A 15,012-nucleotide genomic window follows, 5' to 3' on the forward strand; every position below is an offset into this window, starting at 1 on the left:
TTATCCTTCTCTGACCCGCTGGTAGACGTCCAGCCGGTCGCTGCCAAGCAGGCGGCTGTCGGTCAGGTGCCAGCGGCCGTGGGCGTCACTTAGATCGGTGAGACCAATGTCCCCCAGCGCAGCTTTGCCGCCACCGATCAGGATCGGAGCGCGGTAAAGCAGCAGCCGATCGACGCGGTCGGCGGCAAGGAAGGCAGATGCTGCCCCCGCGCCGCCCTCGACCAGCACCGAATCGACGTCGAGCGAATCGACTCCCGCCGGCGCGCGCACCGCCGTCCAGCCGTCGGGAGCATCGCCGCTCGTGAGCAACAGCTTGCGCGGGCTGCGCGCAGCAAGGTCGGGGAGGCGCACGTCGAGCCTCGGCGCATCGGCTTCGAGCGTCCCGCGCCCGACGAGGATCGCCTGATGCTGGGCGCGTTCGAGATGACCATGCGCCCGCGCGCGCTCGCCAGTGATCCAGCGGCTCGATCCATCGGACCGCGCGATGCAGCCGTCGAGCGACGTCGCGAGCTTGAGCGTGACGAAAGGCCGACCAGCAGCCTGCCGCGTCCACCACGGCGCCATCGCGGTGCGCGCCTCGGCGGACAAGACGCCTACGACCACCTCGGTCCCGGCATCGCGCAGGCGCGCAATGCCCGCTCCATCGGTGCGCGGATCAGGATCCTGCGCCGCGATGACAACGCGCGCGATACCCGCGGCGATCAGCGCGTCGGTGCAGCAGGGGCCGCGCGGGCTGGGGTGGGCGCAGGGTTCGAGGGTGATGTATGCGGTGGCGCCCTGCGCCGCGTCGCCCGCTGCGGCGAGTGCTGTCGCCTCGGCATGCGGGCGGCCACCGGGCTGGGTCCAGCCGCGCGCGACGACCCGGTGATCCTTGACGATCAAGCAGCCGACATTGGGATTGGGCGCCGACGCGGGCCGGCCGCGCCGCGACAGCGCAATGGCGGCCGCCATCCAGTCGGCGTCGGCTGGCGGACGCTGCATAAGCTCAGTCGGCAGTTTGCGGTTGCGGTGCGCGCGCGGCGCGTTCGGCGAGGGTCGAACGCGTGGCAGCCACCGGCTTTTGCTGCTTCGCCGCCGCCGCCGCTTCGGCGCCCAACGTTTCGCGCGTCACCTTGTCGGCCTCGGCCGAATCATATTCGACCCCCAGCCGATCGGCGAGCCGCTGATATTCGGCGCGCTTTTCGGCGTTGGCGCGGGTGGTTTCCTTGGCGCGCGCAACCCAGTCGGCGCGAATCTCGGCCGCGCTGCGGTCTACCGACCAGTTTTCGAAATAGATGATCTCGGCCTTCGGCTCTTCGGTGCGAATCAGATGTTCGGAAAAGCCGTACAAGATAACGAACGGCAGGACGATCGCCACGCCCCAGCTGGCCCAGCGGTGCGGACGCGGTTCGCGGATATACGCCCAGAAATCGGACAGGCCGCCGCCGACATCGACGTTGTTGAACATTCCCATGTGTTCAATTTAGGCGATGTCGCGGCAATTTGCGAGGGGGAGGTGGATTGCACCGGATGATGGCTTGGCCCGCCGACGATTGCAAAAAATGCAAGTGCAGATGTCTATTTCGCAGTTGCACAATTTTTTGTGCGCTGCAATATGAGCATGCCTTTTAGGCATCCTCTCCCAAAACTTTCATGGGCCACCCCCGGGTGGCCCTTTTTTTTCGACCTTTTTGGTTGAGAGATTGCGATTTCCGGCGCCGCCTGTGCTTCGCGAATCACGCCTGCGCTGGCATCCGCTTTTCGAATCGGCGCACTTCAGCGATAAAACTACCCGGCAGCGGGGTAGCACCACCGCTGTCCAAGTCGAGATGCGCATAGCTGATCGCGATATCGGTCAGCCGTTCGGTGCCGCGAAAAATCGCGCAATGAACGGTGAAGCTGGTCCGTTCGAACTGGCTTACCCGTGCCGCGATCGTGATCTGCTCGTCCAGCCGCGCGGGCGCATGATATTCGATTTCGCACCGCGTCTCGCGAATATCCGTACCATATTGGTGAAAATAGGGCCCAGGCTGGCCTTCTCCGAGGGCGCGGAAATATTCGGTCACGCCGATATCGGCATAGACCAGATAATTGCCGTTGAAGACGATGTTCTGGCCGTCGATCTCGTTGAAACGCACCCGAATCGTCTCATGAACGCGAAAATCTTCACGCGGCACGTCCCAGTTGCTGCGATCCATGACCGCGTCAGGCCGCGAGTGCGGCGGGGGTGCGGTCGAGCGGCGCGCACGCCGCTTCGAGCCAGGCGCGATCGACGTCCGTCATCCCAGGTGCCAGCTTGGCGAACACGCTGGCATGATAGGCGTCGAGCCAATCGGCCTCGGTGGGCGACAGCAGCGCGGTTTCGACCAGATTCTGCGCGATCGGGGCGAAGGTGATCGTCTCGAACCCCAGCATGTCCTCCTCTGCCCCGTCGATCGCCAGCGGCACGACGATGACCAGATTTTCGATGCGGATGCCAAAGCTGCCCGCCTTGTAATAGCCGGGCTCGTTCGACAGGATCATGCCCGCGTGCAGCGGTTCTTCGGTCCCCGCCTGCCCGCCGGCGGGCTTGGCGATGCGCTGCGGCCCCTCATGCACCGCCAGATAGGCGCCGACACCATGGCCGGTGCCGTGGGCATAATCGACCCCGTCGGCCCACAGATATTGGCGCGCGAGGATGTCGAGCTGGCTGCCGCGCGTCCCTTTCGGAAAGCGTGCCGTCGCGAGCGCGATATGGCCCTTCAGCACCTGCGTGAAGCGGCGGCGCATCTCGGCGGTCGGCGCGCCGATCGCAATCGTTCGCGTGATGTCGGTGGTGCCGTCGGCATATTGGCCGCCCGAATCGACCAGATACAGCGTCCCGGTCTCGATCGCCCGGTTCGTCGTTTCATCGACCTTGTAATGCGGCAGCGCGCCGTTCGGCCCCGCCGCCGAAATGGTATCGAAGCTCAGATCGACCAGCGCGCCATTTTCGTCGCGGAACGCGCGCAGCTTGGCGGCGGCGCCGAGTTCGTCGAGGCCGCCTTGCGGCGCGACATCCTCCATCCATCGCAGGAAGCGCGACACCGCGACCCCGTCGCGGACATGCGCGGCGCGGGTGCCGCCGAGTTCGGTCTCGTTCTTGATCGCCTTGGGCAGCACCGCGGGATCGCGGTGGCGTTCGATCTTCGCGCCCGCGGCGTCGAGGGCGGTGAAGATCGCGGCGACCGCACGGTCAGGGTCGACCGCGACCTTTTTGTCCTTGAGCGCGGCCAGCGCCGCTTCGAACGCATCGCGATCATGGATGCGCACGCTGTTGCCCAGATGCGCGCGCACCGCATCGGTCATTTTCTCGGGCGCGATGAACAGATCGGCGGTCGCGTCGGCATGGAGCAAGGCAAAGGCCAGCCCCACCGGGGTGTGGCTGACGTCGGTGCCGCGAATGTTGAAGGCCCAGGCGATCGAATCGAGCGCGGTCATCACCGTGGTGTCGAGACCCTGCGCCTTCAGCCAGTCGGCGATGACTTCGCGCTTCTCGACCGCGCTCTGGCCAGCCAGCGCGGCATCATGGACCGTCACCACCGCGGCGCTCGGCGCGGGCTGGTCTTCCCACGCTGCGTCGATCGGGTTCTGATCCACCGCGACCAGCTGCGCGCCTTTGGCAGTCAGCGCCTTGCCCAGGCTGCGCGCCCAGTCGATGCCGTGCAGCCACGGGTCGAAGCCGATTTTCTGCCCCGCGCTGACGTTCGCGCTCAGCCATTCGGCCACGCTCGACTGCGGCACCCCGACATAGTCGAACAACGACCCGTCGACCTGATCGCGGACCTGCACCGTATAGCGCCCGTCGATGAACACCGCCGCCTTTTCGGGCAGCACCGCCGCAGTCCCCGCCGACCCGCCAAAGCCGGTCAACCACGCCATGCGCTGGGCATAATCGCCGACATATTCGCTCATATGCTCGTCGCTGATCGGCACGACAAAGCCGTCGAGCCCGCGCGCAGCGAGCGCCGCGCGGACGCGGGCGAGACGATCGGCATATGACAATCCGGGGATGGCGCTGGACATCACAGGTTCCTTGTTCCTACATCGCGGACGATCCCGCCCATATCGGGCGACACCGCGGGGGATTTTCCGATGCGCGCTATTTGGCTGTTTCTGGCAGTAATTGCCACCCCGCTTGTCGCATCATCGCCCCTGCTTGCCCAACAGAAAGACCCCGCATTGACCAGCCCAACCCCTGCCCTGCCCGCCGCGCCCGTCGCCGCCAAGCGTCCGCACGACACGGTGCTGCACGGCAAAAAACTGTCCGATCCCTATCATTGGCTGAAGGACGACAGCTATCCGGTGATCGATGATCCGGATGTTCTCGATTATGTGAAGCAGGAAAACGCCTATTTCGACGCGGCGATGAAACCGCACGCGGCGCTGGTCGAAACGTTGTTTCAGGAGATGAAGGGGCGGATCAAGGAGGCCGATTCGAGCGTGCCGCAAAAGGACGGCGACTGGATTTACTGGGTCGAATATGAAGAAGGTGCCGAGTATAAGAAATGGTATCGCAAGTCGGCGTCAGGCTCCGGCGATCCGGTCCTGATTCTCGATGAGGTCGCGATGGCAGCGGGCAAGGAATATTTCCGCCTGTCCGACGTGTCGATCAGCCCGAATGGCACGCTGATGGCCTATGCCGTCGATGACAATGGTTCCGAACGGTTCGAGGTGCGCTTCACCGATTTGTCGACCGGCAAGGCATTGCCCGACGTCATTCCCGGCACGCTGTCTTCGTTGGTGTGGACCGCGAATAACGACGCGCTGCTCTATGGCCTGGCCAACGAAAATTGGCGGACTGACAATGTCCGGCTGCACAAGCTCGGCACCCCGGTAAGCACGGACAAATTGCTCTATAAGGAGGCGGACATCGGTTTCGGGGTCGGCATCGGCAAGACCGCCGCGGACAATTATATCGTCATCGCGACGGGCGATAATGAGACGAGCGAAGTCTATCTGCTGCCCGCCGACAATCCCGAGGCGACGATGCAGCTGGTATCGGCGCGCAAAAAGGGCCGCGAATATAGCGTCGATGAGCGCGACGGCACGCTCTACGTCCATACCAATGACGAGCACGCCAATTTCCGCGTTGCGACCGCGAGCCTCGCCAAGCCCGACGCGTGGACGACTTTGATCGCCGGGTCGGACACAACATACATCACCGGACTCGCGATATTCCGCGACTATTTCGTCCTCGAATCGCGCGAAAAGGGGGTCGATCAGGTCGATGTCCGCCGCTACGACGCGCCGCTGACTGCGGGCCGGATCCAGTTCCCCGAGGCGACCTATGTCGCGGGTCTTGGCGACAATCCCGAATATCATCAGGACAAGCTGCGGCTCGATTATGAATCGATGGTCACCCCCGATACGGTGTTCGATTATGATCTGGCGAGCGGCAAACTGGAAACGCTGAAGGTGCAGGAAATTCCATCGGGTTATAATCACGATGACTATGTAACCGAATTGGTAAATATGCCAGCGCGTGACGGCACCCCGGTGCCGGTGTCGCTGGTCTATAAGAAAGGCACGCCGCGCGACGGCAGCGCGCCGACGCACCTCTATGTCTATGGCTCCTACGGCTACCGCGTCCCGCCGGGGTTCTCGACGACGCGGCTCAGCCTGGTCGATCGCGGCATGATCTATGCCATCGCGCATGTCCGCGGCGGCGACGACCTAGGCCGGGCCTGGTATCTGGCGGGCAAGACCACCGAACGCAAAAACACGTTCCACGATTTCATCGACGTCGCCAAAGGCCTGATCGCGGCGAAATATACCAGCGCGGGCAAGATTGCGATCGAGGGCCGTTCGGCCGGCGGGCAGGTGATGGGGGTCGTTTATAACGAGGCGCCCGAGCTGTGGGGCGCCGTGCTTGCGGGCGTCCCCTTCGTCGATGTGATCAACACGATGGTCGACGAAACGCTGCCGCTGACCCCCGGCGAATGGCCCGAATGGGGCAATCCGATCACCGACAAGGCGGCGTTCGACTATATGCTGAGCTACAGCCCCTATGACAATGTCACCGCGAAAGCCTATCCGCCGATGCTGGTGTCGGCGGGCCTCAACGATCCGCGCGTGACCTATTGGGAGCCCGCCAAATGGGTCGCCAAGCTGCGCGCCACGCGCACCAACGATGCCCAGCTGCTGCTCCGCACCAACATGGGCGCGGGCCATGCGGGCAAATCGGGCCGCTGGGGCGCGCTGCGCGAAGATGCTGAGGAGTTTGCGTTCGTGCTAACGCAGCTCGGCGTGGAGAAATGATGTACCGGTACCGATAGCCCGAAGGCCTGCGACAAGCGCACGACATTTCGGCACATCGGTGCGACAGCTCGCGATCACCGCCTCCCCTTTACCGAGGGAGAGACGGAATGAAGACAAGATCGACCGCGTGCGTTGCAGGCCTCATGGCTTTGCTGGCGAGCGCATCAACCGCCCAAGCCGAAACGGTCGCCGACGCCGCCATCATAGCCCAGCGCCTGCTCGATACACTGCGCGAGAGCAACGGCGTGCCGGGCATGGGCGCCGCTGTGTGGCAGGAGGGGCAGATCGTCTGGGAGGGATCGAGCGGGCTGCGCGATGTCGAAGGCGATGCGCCGGTGACGCGCGATACACTGTTCCGCCTCGCCAGCGTGTCCAAGCTTTTCACTGTCACCGCCGCCGCGAAGCTCGCCGAAGAGGGCGCGCTCGACCTTGACGAACCGGTGCAAGCGCAGCTGCCATGGCTCGACGCCCGCTGGCCCGCGATCACCCCACGCCAGCTCGCCGCGCATACATCGGGGCTGCCGCATTATCAGGACGTCGATCGCGATCGCGGCGCCGTGCATTATCGCACCGGGCGCGAGGCGGTCGCGATTTTCGCCAATCGCGACCTGCTCAGCACGCCCGGCACCGCCTACAGCTATTCGTCATGGGGATACACTCTGCTCGGCACCCTGGTCGAGGAGCACGCGGGCCGATCCTTCCCCGACTATGTGGCGCAGAAGCTGGTGCCGGGACTCGCGATCCGCGCCGACGCAACACACGGCGGCGATCCCAATGCATCGCTCGCCTATGGCTTCGAAACCGGACGCATGGTCGAAATGCCGCGGCACGACTTCAGCTATACCTGGGGCGGCGGCGGGCTGAGCGGGACGGCGGGCGCGGTCGCCACCTTCGGTGGGCAGATGATCGACGCCAAGATTGTTCGCCCCGCCACCTTCGATGCCATGCTGGTGCCGGTGCTGCTCGCCGACGGGCGGCCTGCGGGCGAACCCGATTATGACGTCGGCTTTGGCTGGCGGATCAGCCGCGACCCCGATGGCGCACCTTTTGTCCATCACAATGGCAGCGCGATCGGCGCGCGCAGCACCGTCGGTCTGTGGCGCGCCGAACGCTCCGCGGTCAGCGTGCTGGCAAATGCCTCATGGGTGTCGCGGATGGAGCCGACGGCACAGATGATCGCGGCGCCGTTCCGGCCAGCCCCGGCAGAGCTGACCGCCGCCGCCTGCCCGATCGACACGCAGCGCTACAGCGGCACCTTCGGTGACGTCGCGGTCGAGGGCACCGTCCGCTTTCGGATCAAACAGGGCCTGTGCATCGGCACCGCCGACCAGCATACGGCGATGCGCCGCTATTTCGGTACCGCGATGCAGCGGACCGACGCGCCGCTCACGCTGATCGGGCTCGACCCGAAAGGCGGCCTCGCCCGCGCCGGACTCGTCAATCCGTTCGGTATCGCCGATCTGCGCGCGCAGGCTGATGGCAGCTTTGCCGCGGAGATTGCGACCGGACGACGCCTCGTGCTGCGCTTCGATCAGCCCGGCAAATAGCCGCGCCGGACCAGATCACCTTCGAGCATCGCCGCGCCTTTGAACAGATGTCCCGCAATTCCGACCGATTCGGCGCCCGCGACATTTGCCGCCACATCGTCGATGAAAAGCGCGCCCGCGGGGTCGATGCCGAATTGCTCGATCGCGAGGCGGTAGATCGCGGGGTCGGGCTTCATCAATTTCTCGGTCCCCGACACGATGATGTCCTGGAAGCGGTCGAAGATCGGTTGGGTCGGGCGGAAGCCTTCCCAGAATTCATGGCCAAAATTGGTGATTGCGAACAGCGGCACGCCCGCATCGTCCAGCCGTTGGATCAGCTCGAGACTGCCCGGCATTGGGCCGGGGATCGTTTCGTTGAAGCGTGCGGCATAGGCGTCGATCAGCGACGCATGATCGGGAAACTCGGCCTTGAGCTCGGGCAGCATGTCGGCGAGCGGGCGGCCCGCGTCGTGCTGAAAATGCCACTGCGGCGTCACCACGTTCGACACGAACCATTCCAGCTCGTCCGAATCGGTGATCAGCTTGGCAAACAGATAACGCAGGTCCCAGTCGAACAGGACGCGCCCGACGTCGAAGATCACGCTTTGCCGAATCATGCCCGTTCCACCCACGCGAAAGCGCCGCCGGAAGTATCCGACGGCGGTTCGCTGTTCGTCAAAAGCAAACGGGGCGATTCTGCCCCGCGCCGGGGCATCAGCCCTGGCGCGCCTTGAAGCGGCGGTTGGTCTTGTTGATCACATAGGTGCGGCCACGGCGGCGGATAACGCGGTTATCGCGGTGGCGGTCCTTCAGCGACTTCAGGCTGTTGCGAATCTTCATGGTTCTTATCCGTAAATCTTGGCGTGTTGACGCGAAGCGGCGCAACTATGGGGATGCGGGTAAAAAGTCAACCGGCTGCCGCCCTTTTTCGTCATCCCGGACGTGATCCGGGATCCATCGCCGCGCTCGACCGCGTGGACCCCGGATCACGTCCGGGGTGACGAGGGTAGGGCGGCGCTTTACCCCGCCAACGCCTTTTGCCGCCGCCTTTGCACCGACGAGCCATAACCCATCGCCTCGCGGTATTTCACCACGGTGCGCCGCGCGATGTCGTGGCCTTCGGCCGACAATTTCTGTGCGATCGTCTCGTCGGACAGGATCGCCTTGCCGTCTTCGGCCTCGATCATTGCCTTGATTCGGCTCTTCACCGCTTCGGCCGACACCGCACCATCGCCCTCGGTCGCCGAAATGCCGCTCGAGAAGAAATATTTGAGTTCGAACAGTCCGCGCGGGCAGCTGAGATATTTGTTGCTGGTGACGCGGCTGACGGTCGATTCGTGCATACCGATTTCCTCGGCGACCTGGCGCAGGGTCAGCGGGCGCATGTGCGCGACGCCGTGCAGGAAAAAGCCCTCCTGCTGCTTCACGATCTCGCTCGCGACCTTGACGATCGTGCGCTGGCGCTGATCGAGCGCGCGGACCAGCCAGTTGGCGCCCGCCAGTTGCTCGGACAGCCACGCCTTGCTCTTCGCCGCGGCGCCGGTCGCCAGTTCGGTGTAATAGCGGCGGTTGACGAGCAGCCGCGGCAAGGTGCCGCTGTTGATTTCGACCGCCCAGCCTGCCGCGGTGCGGCGGATATAGAGGTCGGGGACGACCGCCTGCGCCGCATCGCCGCCGAATTTCAGCCCCGGCCGGGGATCATAGCCGCGCAGCTCGCGGATCATGTCGGCCAAATCCTCGTCATCGACCCCGCAGATGCGCTTCAATTGCGGAAAGGCACCCTTGGCGACCAGATCGAGATGCGCGATCAACGTCGCCATCGCGGGGTCGTAGCGGTCGGCCTCGCGCGCCTGGATCGCGATGCATTCGGCGAGGTCGCGGCCGCCGACGCCCGACGGATCGAAGCCTTGTACCCCCGCGAGCACGCGCTCGACCAGCGCCAGCGGCACGCCCAGCCGCTGCGCGACGTCGGCGAGGTCGGCGCGCAGATACCCCGCCTCGTCGATCAGCGCGACCAGCTGTTCGGCGATCATCGCCTCCAGCCCGCCGAAGCGTTCGCCAACCTGCGCCAGCAGATGGGCGTGCAGCGTTTCATCCTCGCCCGCGAAGCTGTCGAAATCGATGCCTTCGCTGTCGGCCCCCGACAGGCCGACGTTGTCGCTGGCGCTGTCGTGGTGAAAGCTGTCGGCGGTCAGATCGACGTCGAGGTCGTTGGCGGTGCCGCTGTCCGCCGCCAGCGCCTGATCGGCGTCGAGCGACGCCGCCTCGGTCGCGGGGGCATCGTCACCGCGATCATCGGTCAAGTCGTTTGCGCCGCCATCGCTGTCGGGCGACGCCGTATCGAGCAGCGGATTGCCCTCCAGCGCCTCGGCCAGATAGGTTTCGAGTTCGAGGTTCGACAGCGCCAGCAGCTTGATCGCTTGCTGCAGCTGCGGCGTCATCACCAGCGATTGCGACTGGCGGAGATCGAGGCGCGGACCCAACGCCATGGATCGTTATGACCTCACAGGGAAAAGCCTTCGCCGAGGTAGAGGCGGCGCACTTCGGGGTCGGCGACCAGCTCTTCGGGCGAACCCGCGAGCAGCACCTTGCCGTCATAGATGATGCAGGCGCGGTCGACGAGGTCGAGCGTTTCGCGGACATTGTGATCGGTGATCAGCACCCCGATGCCCCGTGTCTTCAGATCGGCAACGAGGTCGCGAATGTCGCTGATCGACAGCGGGTCGATCCCGGCAAAAGGTTCGTCGAGCAGCATGATCGACGGGTTCGCGGCCAGCGCGCGGGCGATTTCGGCGCGGCGCCGTTCGCCGCCCGACAGCGCCATCGCCGCCGAATCGCGCAGCCGGGTGAGGCCGAATTCGTCGAGCAATTCTTCGAGCCGCCGCTCGCGCGACACCTTGTCGGGCTCGCTGAGTTCGAGCACCGCGCCGATGTTCTGCGCAACGGTCATGCCGCGAAAGATCGAGGTTTCCTGGGGCAGATAGCCGAGGCCAAGAATCGCGCGGCGGTACATCGGCAGTGCGGTAATGTCCGATCCGTCGAGCATGATGCGCCCGGCGTCGGGCTTCACCAGCCCCATGATCGAATAGAAACAGGTGGTCTTGCCAGCGCCGTTGGGGCCGAGCAGGCCAACCACCTCGCCCTTGCCGACCGACAGCGACACGTCGGACAGGACGGTACGCTTGTCATAGCTTTTGGCGATCGAAATGACCGCGAGGCCGTTGCCCGACGCGGCATCGTCGCGTGCGTGCGCCTGATGTTCGGCGACGCCGTGGTCGGCGTCGGAAAGCGTATTCACCGTGGATTCGTCGGTCATAGGCTGGTCAGTTCCATGTCTACCCTCATGCAGCCGTTACCCCAGCGACGCGGCGAAGGTCAATCTGGCAAGATATTTGCAGGGCAGTCTGCTCCCCTCCCGCTTGCGGGAGGGGAGAAAAGGCTAATGCCCCGCCTGCTCCCCGCGCACGATCCCCGACAGCGCCAGTTGTTCGTCGATCGCAGCGAGCAGGCGTGCCAGCGCCGCTTCGTCGGTGGCCTCGGCGCGCGCCACCAGCACATCCTGGGTATTCGAGGCGCGCAGCAGCCACCAGCCATCATCGGTCAGCACCCGCGCGCCATCGGTGCGATCGACCTTGGCCCCCGATGCGGTGAGCCGCGCCAGAACTTCCTCCACAATGGCAAACTTTCGCACCTCATCGACCTGAAAGCGCAGCTCGGGGGTGTTGACCATCGGCGCCATGCCGCCGCGCAAGTCGGTGACGCTCTGTCCCAGCTTCGTCGCCGCCTCGATCAGCCGCACCGCAGCATAGGGCGCATCGTCGTAGCCGTAATAACGGTCGGCAAAAAACACATGGCCGCTCATCTCGCCCGCCAGCGGGCTGCCGGTTTCCTTCATCTTCGCCTTGATCAGGCTGTGGCCGGTCTTCCACATCAAAGGCGTTCCGCCGAGCTCGGCGACGCGGTCGAACAGCGCCTGGCTGGCCTTCACATCGGCGATGATCGTTGCCCCCGGCAGATCCCGCAGCAGCGCCGCGGCATAGATTTGCAATAGCTGGTCGCCCCAGATCACGCGACCTTCGCCATCGATCGCACCGATGCGGTCGCCGTCTCCATCGAATGCGACGCCAAAATCGAGGCGCTTGTCGGCGACCAGCGCCTTCAGGTCGGCCAGATTCTTTTCCTCGGTGGGATCGGGATGGTGGTTGGGAAAATGGCCGTCGATGTCGGTAAACAACAGATGATGCTCGCCCGGCAGCTTCGCGGTCAGCTTTTCGATGACGGTTCCGGCGGCGCCGTTGCCGGCGTCCCAGCCGATGCGGAAAGCGCCGCCGCTGAACCCGTTGACCAGCCGGTCGACATAGGCGTCGACGATGTCGATGCTCTGCACCGTGCCCTCGCCCGCCTCCCAATCACCCGCGGCGGCCATTTCGCCGATCCGCTGAATATCGGCGCCATAGAAGGGCCGCCCCTGCATCACAAATTTGAAGCCGTTATAGTCGGGGGGATTGTGGCTGCCGGTTATCTGTATGCCGCCGTCCACCTCTTCGGTTGAAGCCGCATAATAGAGCATTGGCGTCGGCCCCAGCCCGACATTCAGCGCGTCGATCCCCGCCGCGTTGATCCCCGCGACCAGCGCATCGCACAGCATCGGCGACGACAGCCGCCCGTCATAGCCCACCGCGACCCGGCTGCCCCCGGCGCGCGCGACCAGCGTCGCAAAACTGCGCCCGATCGCATAGGCGTCGGCGGCGGACAAAGTGTCGCCGACGACGCCGCGGATGTCATATTCGCGCAGCATCGTGGGATGGAAGATATGAGTCATTGGGGTGTCCTCATTGGGGGGAGAGAAGATTGGGAGCATGGCGCCATTCTCTTAACCCGTTCGCCCTGAACTTGTCGAAGCCTGTCCTGAGAGCGTGCCTTGCAGGCAGTCGAAGGGGGCCGTTCTTGCCTTTACCTCAAGATAAGAGCGGTGCTTCGACAAGCTCAGCACGAACGGAAAATTGGGTAGCGGATGACTTTCTAGGCGGCGGCGAAGAGGTCGCCGTCGGGATGGAAGCGTTCGCGCGCGGGCAGGTTCAAGCCGCCCATCGCCTCGCGTAACTCCTGCCGCGCGACGACATGGCCGATGCCCATGCCGCCCAGATGCGCCTTGTCGAGCAAGGTCAGCCCGGCGGGAAATAATTCGCGATAGATGACGCGCTCGCCCAGCCCGGGGATGACGCGAAAGCCGACGCGGCGCGACAGCTGGCTGAGCGCCTCACCGACGCGGCGCATATTGTGCGCGTCGACATGCTGGAGCCGGTTGCGCAGGATGATCCAGTCGATCGTCCGCCCGTCGGTCTTGGCACGCGCCTTGCGCGTGTCCCAGATCAGTTCGGAATAAAAGCTGGGGCGGGTGACCTGAAACGTCTCGGGATCGACCTGCCCAATCAGGTCGAAATCGATGAAGCTGTCGTTGATCGGGGTGACCAGCGTGTCGGCGGTCATCGCCAGATGGCGCGCGAACACATCGTCGCGGCCGGGGGTGTCAGCGACAAAATAGTCGCAATCGGCGGTCAACCGCGCGACCTGCGCGTCGAGTTCCTCGATCGTGGAGCCTTCGAACACCTCGAAATGCGGCATCGGCAGCTCGATATCGCGGCGCTTTGCGGTGTTCGTCCGATTTTCGAGATAGCGGTGGAACGTGCGCTGGCGCGGATCGAGATCGAGCCCGGCGACTTTCCAGCCCTGGCTCGCCAACGCGACCGCAAAATGCACCGCGCAGGTCGATTTTCCGGTCCCGCCCTTTTCATTGGCAAAGATGATGCGGTGCGGTGCGGGCTTGGTCGCGCTGTTCGTCATGGGCAGTTGCGATTTTCCGGTTGGCGGCGCATGGCGGCGCCGCGAGTGGTGCAGTTGCGCCGCCAATATCGGAGGCTGGGCAAGCGTGCAAATCATCCGTGATATCGCCACGCTGCATCGCGCCATCGCAGCGCTGAAACAGGGCGGCAAAAGCGTCGCCCTGGTGCCGACGATGGGGGCGCTGCACGACGGCCATCTCTCGCTCGTGCAGATGGGACGGCGCGTTGCCGACCATGTCGTCGTTTCGATCTTCGTCAACCCGACCCAGTTCGGCCCCAACGAGGATTTTGCCGCCTATCCGCGCGACGAAGCCCGCGACGCCGCGCTGCTGGTCGATGAAGGCGTCAGCCTGCTGTGGGCGCCGGACGTCAGCGTCATGTACCCCGGCGGTCACAGCACCCATATCGAGGTCGCCGAGCTGGGCGCCGATTATTGCGGCGCCGCGCGTCCCGGCCATTTCGACGGCGTTGCAACCGTCGTCGCCAAATTGTTCAATCAGGTCCGCCCCGATATCGCCATTTTCGGGGAAAAGGACTGGCAGCAGCTCGCGATCATCCGCCGCATGGCGCGCGATCTGGATTTTCACCTCGACATCCTGGGCGCGCCGATCGCTCGCGATCCCGACGGCCTCGCGCTGTCGTCGCGCAATGCCTATCTGTCGCCCGCGCAGCGCGCCGGTGCAACGGCCTTTCCCGATGCGCTGAAAGCCGCCGTGATGGCCATCGCACGCGGCGACGATGTCGGCGAAACGCTCGCCCAAGCTGCGGCGGCAATCGTCGCGGGCGGCTTCGACAGCGTCGATTATGTCGCGCTCGCCGACGCCGACAGCCTTGAAAGATTGCGCGAATTTCGCACCCCGGCGCGACTGCTCGCCGCGGCGCGAATCGGCAAAACGAGGCTGATTGACAATTATCCGGTCGATTGACGCCGACCGGAAACGGCTGAATTCCGCCATTTCGGCGTGCTATCCACAAGAAATCGCCGGGTGCGTTAACGCTTTGTTGACCATAAGCCGCAAGATTGAGCCCCGAAGCCTCCTGTGGGGGGAGGCGACAGGGGGTTTTTATGGCCAACAGTCTGAAGTCCGCGCAGTATCTGATCGAAAGCCGCTTGCTCGATGCGGCCCGCGGCGACGCCAATGCTTATTTCGATCTGGGGATCGCATTTTCGACCGGCACCGGCGGGGTTGATGTCGACCTGATCCAGGCGCATAAATGGTTCAACCTTGCGGCGCTCGGCGGCAACAAGGAAGGCCAGCAATGCCGCGCCGACCTGTCCGACGAAATGAGCCGCGACGAAATCGCCGAAGCGCAGCGCCAGGCACGCGCCTGGCTCGACGAAACCGCACGCCGTCCGGCGGCACGGCGGTTTGCGGCTTAAGCCT

Annotated in this window: 14 protein-coding genes; 4 read left to right on the forward strand and 10 right to left on the reverse strand. The window is 64.7% G+C overall.

The features are described 5' to 3' along the window. From ribD to J2X44_RS00415, 4 genes are all read right to left on the reverse strand, one after another. Entirely contained in the window at positions 1 to 951 is a 951-nt protein-coding gene (gene ribD / locus J2X44_RS00400) for a bifunctional diaminohydroxyphosphoribosylaminopyrimidine deaminase/5-amino-6-(5-phosphoribosylamino)uracil reductase RibD (RefSeq protein ID WP_310088298.1), read from the reverse strand. A gap of 34 nt (positions 952 to 985) precedes the next feature. Next, positions 986 to 1,453, reverse strand: coding sequence for a hypothetical protein (locus tag J2X44_RS00405; RefSeq protein WP_310087280.1), 468 nt, complete (start codon positions 1,451 to 1,453; stop codon positions 986 to 988). Positions 1,454 to 1,715: 262 nt separating this feature from the next. Further along, positions 1,716 to 2,177: a thioesterase family protein gene (locus J2X44_RS00410; protein WP_310087282.1), complete on the reverse strand. Its 462-nt coding sequence runs from the start codon at positions 2,175 to 2,177 to the stop codon at positions 1,716 to 1,718. Between the two features lie 7 nt (positions 2,178 to 2,184). Then, positions 2,185 to 4,023 carry an aminopeptidase P family protein gene (locus J2X44_RS00415; RefSeq protein WP_310087284.1) on the reverse strand — a complete coding sequence of 613 codons (1,839 nt, stop codon included), beginning with the start codon at positions 4,021 to 4,023 and terminating at the stop codon, positions 2,185 to 2,187. A gap of 69 nt (positions 4,024 to 4,092) precedes the next feature. Between J2X44_RS00415 and J2X44_RS00420 the strand changes: the two genes are divergently transcribed. Further along, on the forward strand, positions 4,093 to 6,258 hold the full coding sequence (locus J2X44_RS00420; protein WP_310087286.1) for a S9 family peptidase: 2,166 nt from the start codon (positions 4,093 to 4,095) through the stop codon (positions 6,256 to 6,258). Positions 6,259 to 6,365: 107 nt separating this feature from the next. Then, positions 6,366 to 7,805 (forward strand): serine hydrolase domain-containing protein, encoded by a 1,440-nt coding sequence (locus J2X44_RS00425; RefSeq protein WP_310087288.1) that lies wholly within the window; start codon positions 6,366 to 6,368, stop codon positions 7,803 to 7,805. Here J2X44_RS00425 and J2X44_RS00430 read toward each other — a convergent pair. The 6 genes from J2X44_RS00430 to J2X44_RS00455 all read right to left on the reverse strand — a co-directional run bounded on the left by J2X44_RS00430 (position 7,790) and on the right by J2X44_RS00455 (position 13,628). Further along, positions 7,790 to 8,401 (reverse strand): HAD family phosphatase, encoded by a 612-nt coding sequence (locus J2X44_RS00430; protein ID WP_310087290.1) that lies wholly within the window; start codon positions 8,399 to 8,401, stop codon positions 7,790 to 7,792. The two genes, J2X44_RS00425 and J2X44_RS00430, sit on opposite strands and share 16 nt — an antisense overlap. Positions 8,402 to 8,498: 97 nt before the next feature. After that, positions 8,499 to 8,624 (reverse strand): type B 50S ribosomal protein L36, encoded by a 126-nt coding sequence (gene ykgO, locus J2X44_RS00435; protein ID WP_003046794.1) that lies wholly within the window; start codon positions 8,622 to 8,624, stop codon positions 8,499 to 8,501. 179 nt (positions 8,625 to 8,803) lie between these two features. Then, positions 8,804 to 10,273 carry an RNA polymerase factor sigma-54 gene (rpoN, locus tag J2X44_RS00440; protein WP_310087291.1) on the reverse strand — a complete coding sequence of 490 codons (1,470 nt, stop codon included), beginning with the start codon at positions 10,271 to 10,273 and terminating at the stop codon, positions 8,804 to 8,806. 14 nt (positions 10,274 to 10,287) lie between these two features. Then, on the reverse strand, positions 10,288 to 11,100 hold the full coding sequence (lptB, locus tag J2X44_RS00445; RefSeq protein ID WP_310087293.1) for an LPS export ABC transporter ATP-binding protein: 813 nt from the start codon (positions 11,098 to 11,100) through the stop codon (positions 10,288 to 10,290). 123 nt (positions 11,101 to 11,223) lie between these two features. After that, positions 11,224 to 12,606 carry a phosphoglucomutase/phosphomannomutase PgmG gene (gene pgmG, locus J2X44_RS00450; protein ID WP_310087295.1) on the reverse strand — a complete coding sequence of 461 codons (1,383 nt, stop codon included), beginning with the start codon at positions 12,604 to 12,606 and terminating at the stop codon, positions 11,224 to 11,226. Positions 12,607 to 12,806: 200 nt separating this feature from the next. Beyond that, a complete protein-coding gene (locus J2X44_RS00455; protein ID WP_310087297.1) occupies positions 12,807 to 13,628 on the reverse strand; it encodes a division plane positioning ATPase MipZ in 822 nt (273 codons plus the stop codon). Positions 13,629 to 13,713: 85 nt separating this feature from the next. On the opposite strand from J2X44_RS00455, the gene panC reads away from it, so the two are divergent. Both panC and J2X44_RS00465 read left to right on the forward strand, forming a co-directional pair. Then, complete coding sequence (panC, locus tag J2X44_RS00460) at positions 13,714 to 14,553, forward strand: pantoate--beta-alanine ligase (protein ID WP_310088299.1); 840 nt, start codon at positions 13,714 to 13,716, stop codon at positions 14,551 to 14,553. A 140-nt stretch (positions 14,554 to 14,693) separates the two neighbouring features. Continuing rightward, positions 14,694 to 15,008 (forward strand): sel1 repeat family protein, encoded by a 315-nt coding sequence (locus J2X44_RS00465; protein ID WP_054589726.1) that lies wholly within the window; start codon positions 14,694 to 14,696, stop codon positions 15,006 to 15,008. The last annotated feature ends 4 nt before the right edge of the window (positions 15,009 to 15,012 follow it).

This window comes from Sphingopyxis sp. BE259 (assembly GCF_031457495.1).
GTDB lineage: Bacteria > Pseudomonadota > Alphaproteobacteria > Sphingomonadales > Sphingomonadaceae > Sphingopyxis.

Bases quoted from the DNA above. Each gene is read 5' to 3' on its own strand.
- J2X44_RS00410 (WP_310087282.1), bottom strand. From the start codon at position 2,177: ATGGATCGCAGCAACTGGGACGTGCCGCGTGAAGATTTTCGCGTTCAT.
- J2X44_RS00430 (WP_310087290.1), bottom strand. From the start codon at position 8,401: ATGATTCGGCAAAGCGTGATCTTCGACGTCGGGCGCGTCCTGTTCGAC.
- ribD (WP_310088298.1), bottom strand. From the start codon at position 951: ATGGCGGCCGCCATTGCGCTGTCGCGGCGCGGCCGGCCCGCGTCGGCG.
- J2X44_RS00455 (WP_310087297.1), bottom strand. From the start codon at position 13,628: ATGACGAACAGCGCGACCAAGCCCGCACCGCACCGCATCATCTTTGCC.
- J2X44_RS00405 (WP_310087280.1), bottom strand. From the start codon at position 1,453: ATGGGAATGTTCAACAACGTCGATGTCGGCGGCGGCCTGTCCGATTTC.
- J2X44_RS00465 (WP_054589726.1), top strand. From the start codon at position 14,694: ATGGCCAACAGTCTGAAGTCCGCGCAGTATCTGATCGAAAGCCGCTTG.
- J2X44_RS00425 (WP_310087288.1), top strand. From the start codon at position 6,366: ATGAAGACAAGATCGACCGCGTGCGTTGCAGGCCTCATGGCTTTGCTG.
- ykgO (WP_003046794.1), bottom strand. From the start codon at position 8,624: ATGAAGATTCGCAACAGCCTGAAGTCGCTGAAGGACCGCCACCGCGAT.
- J2X44_RS00420 (WP_310087286.1), top strand. From the start codon at position 4,093: ATGCGCGCTATTTGGCTGTTTCTGGCAGTAATTGCCACCCCGCTTGTC.
- pgmG (WP_310087295.1), bottom strand. From the start codon at position 12,606: ATGACTCATATCTTCCATCCCACGATGCTGCGCGAATATGACATCCGC.
- rpoN (WP_310087291.1), bottom strand. From the start codon at position 10,273: ATGGCGTTGGGTCCGCGCCTCGATCTCCGCCAGTCGCAATCGCTGGTG.
- lptB (WP_310087293.1), bottom strand. From the start codon at position 11,100: ATGACCGACGAATCCACGGTGAATACGCTTTCCGACGCCGACCACGGC.
- J2X44_RS00415 (WP_310087284.1), bottom strand. From the start codon at position 4,023: ATGTCCAGCGCCATCCCCGGATTGTCATATGCCGATCGTCTCGCCCGC.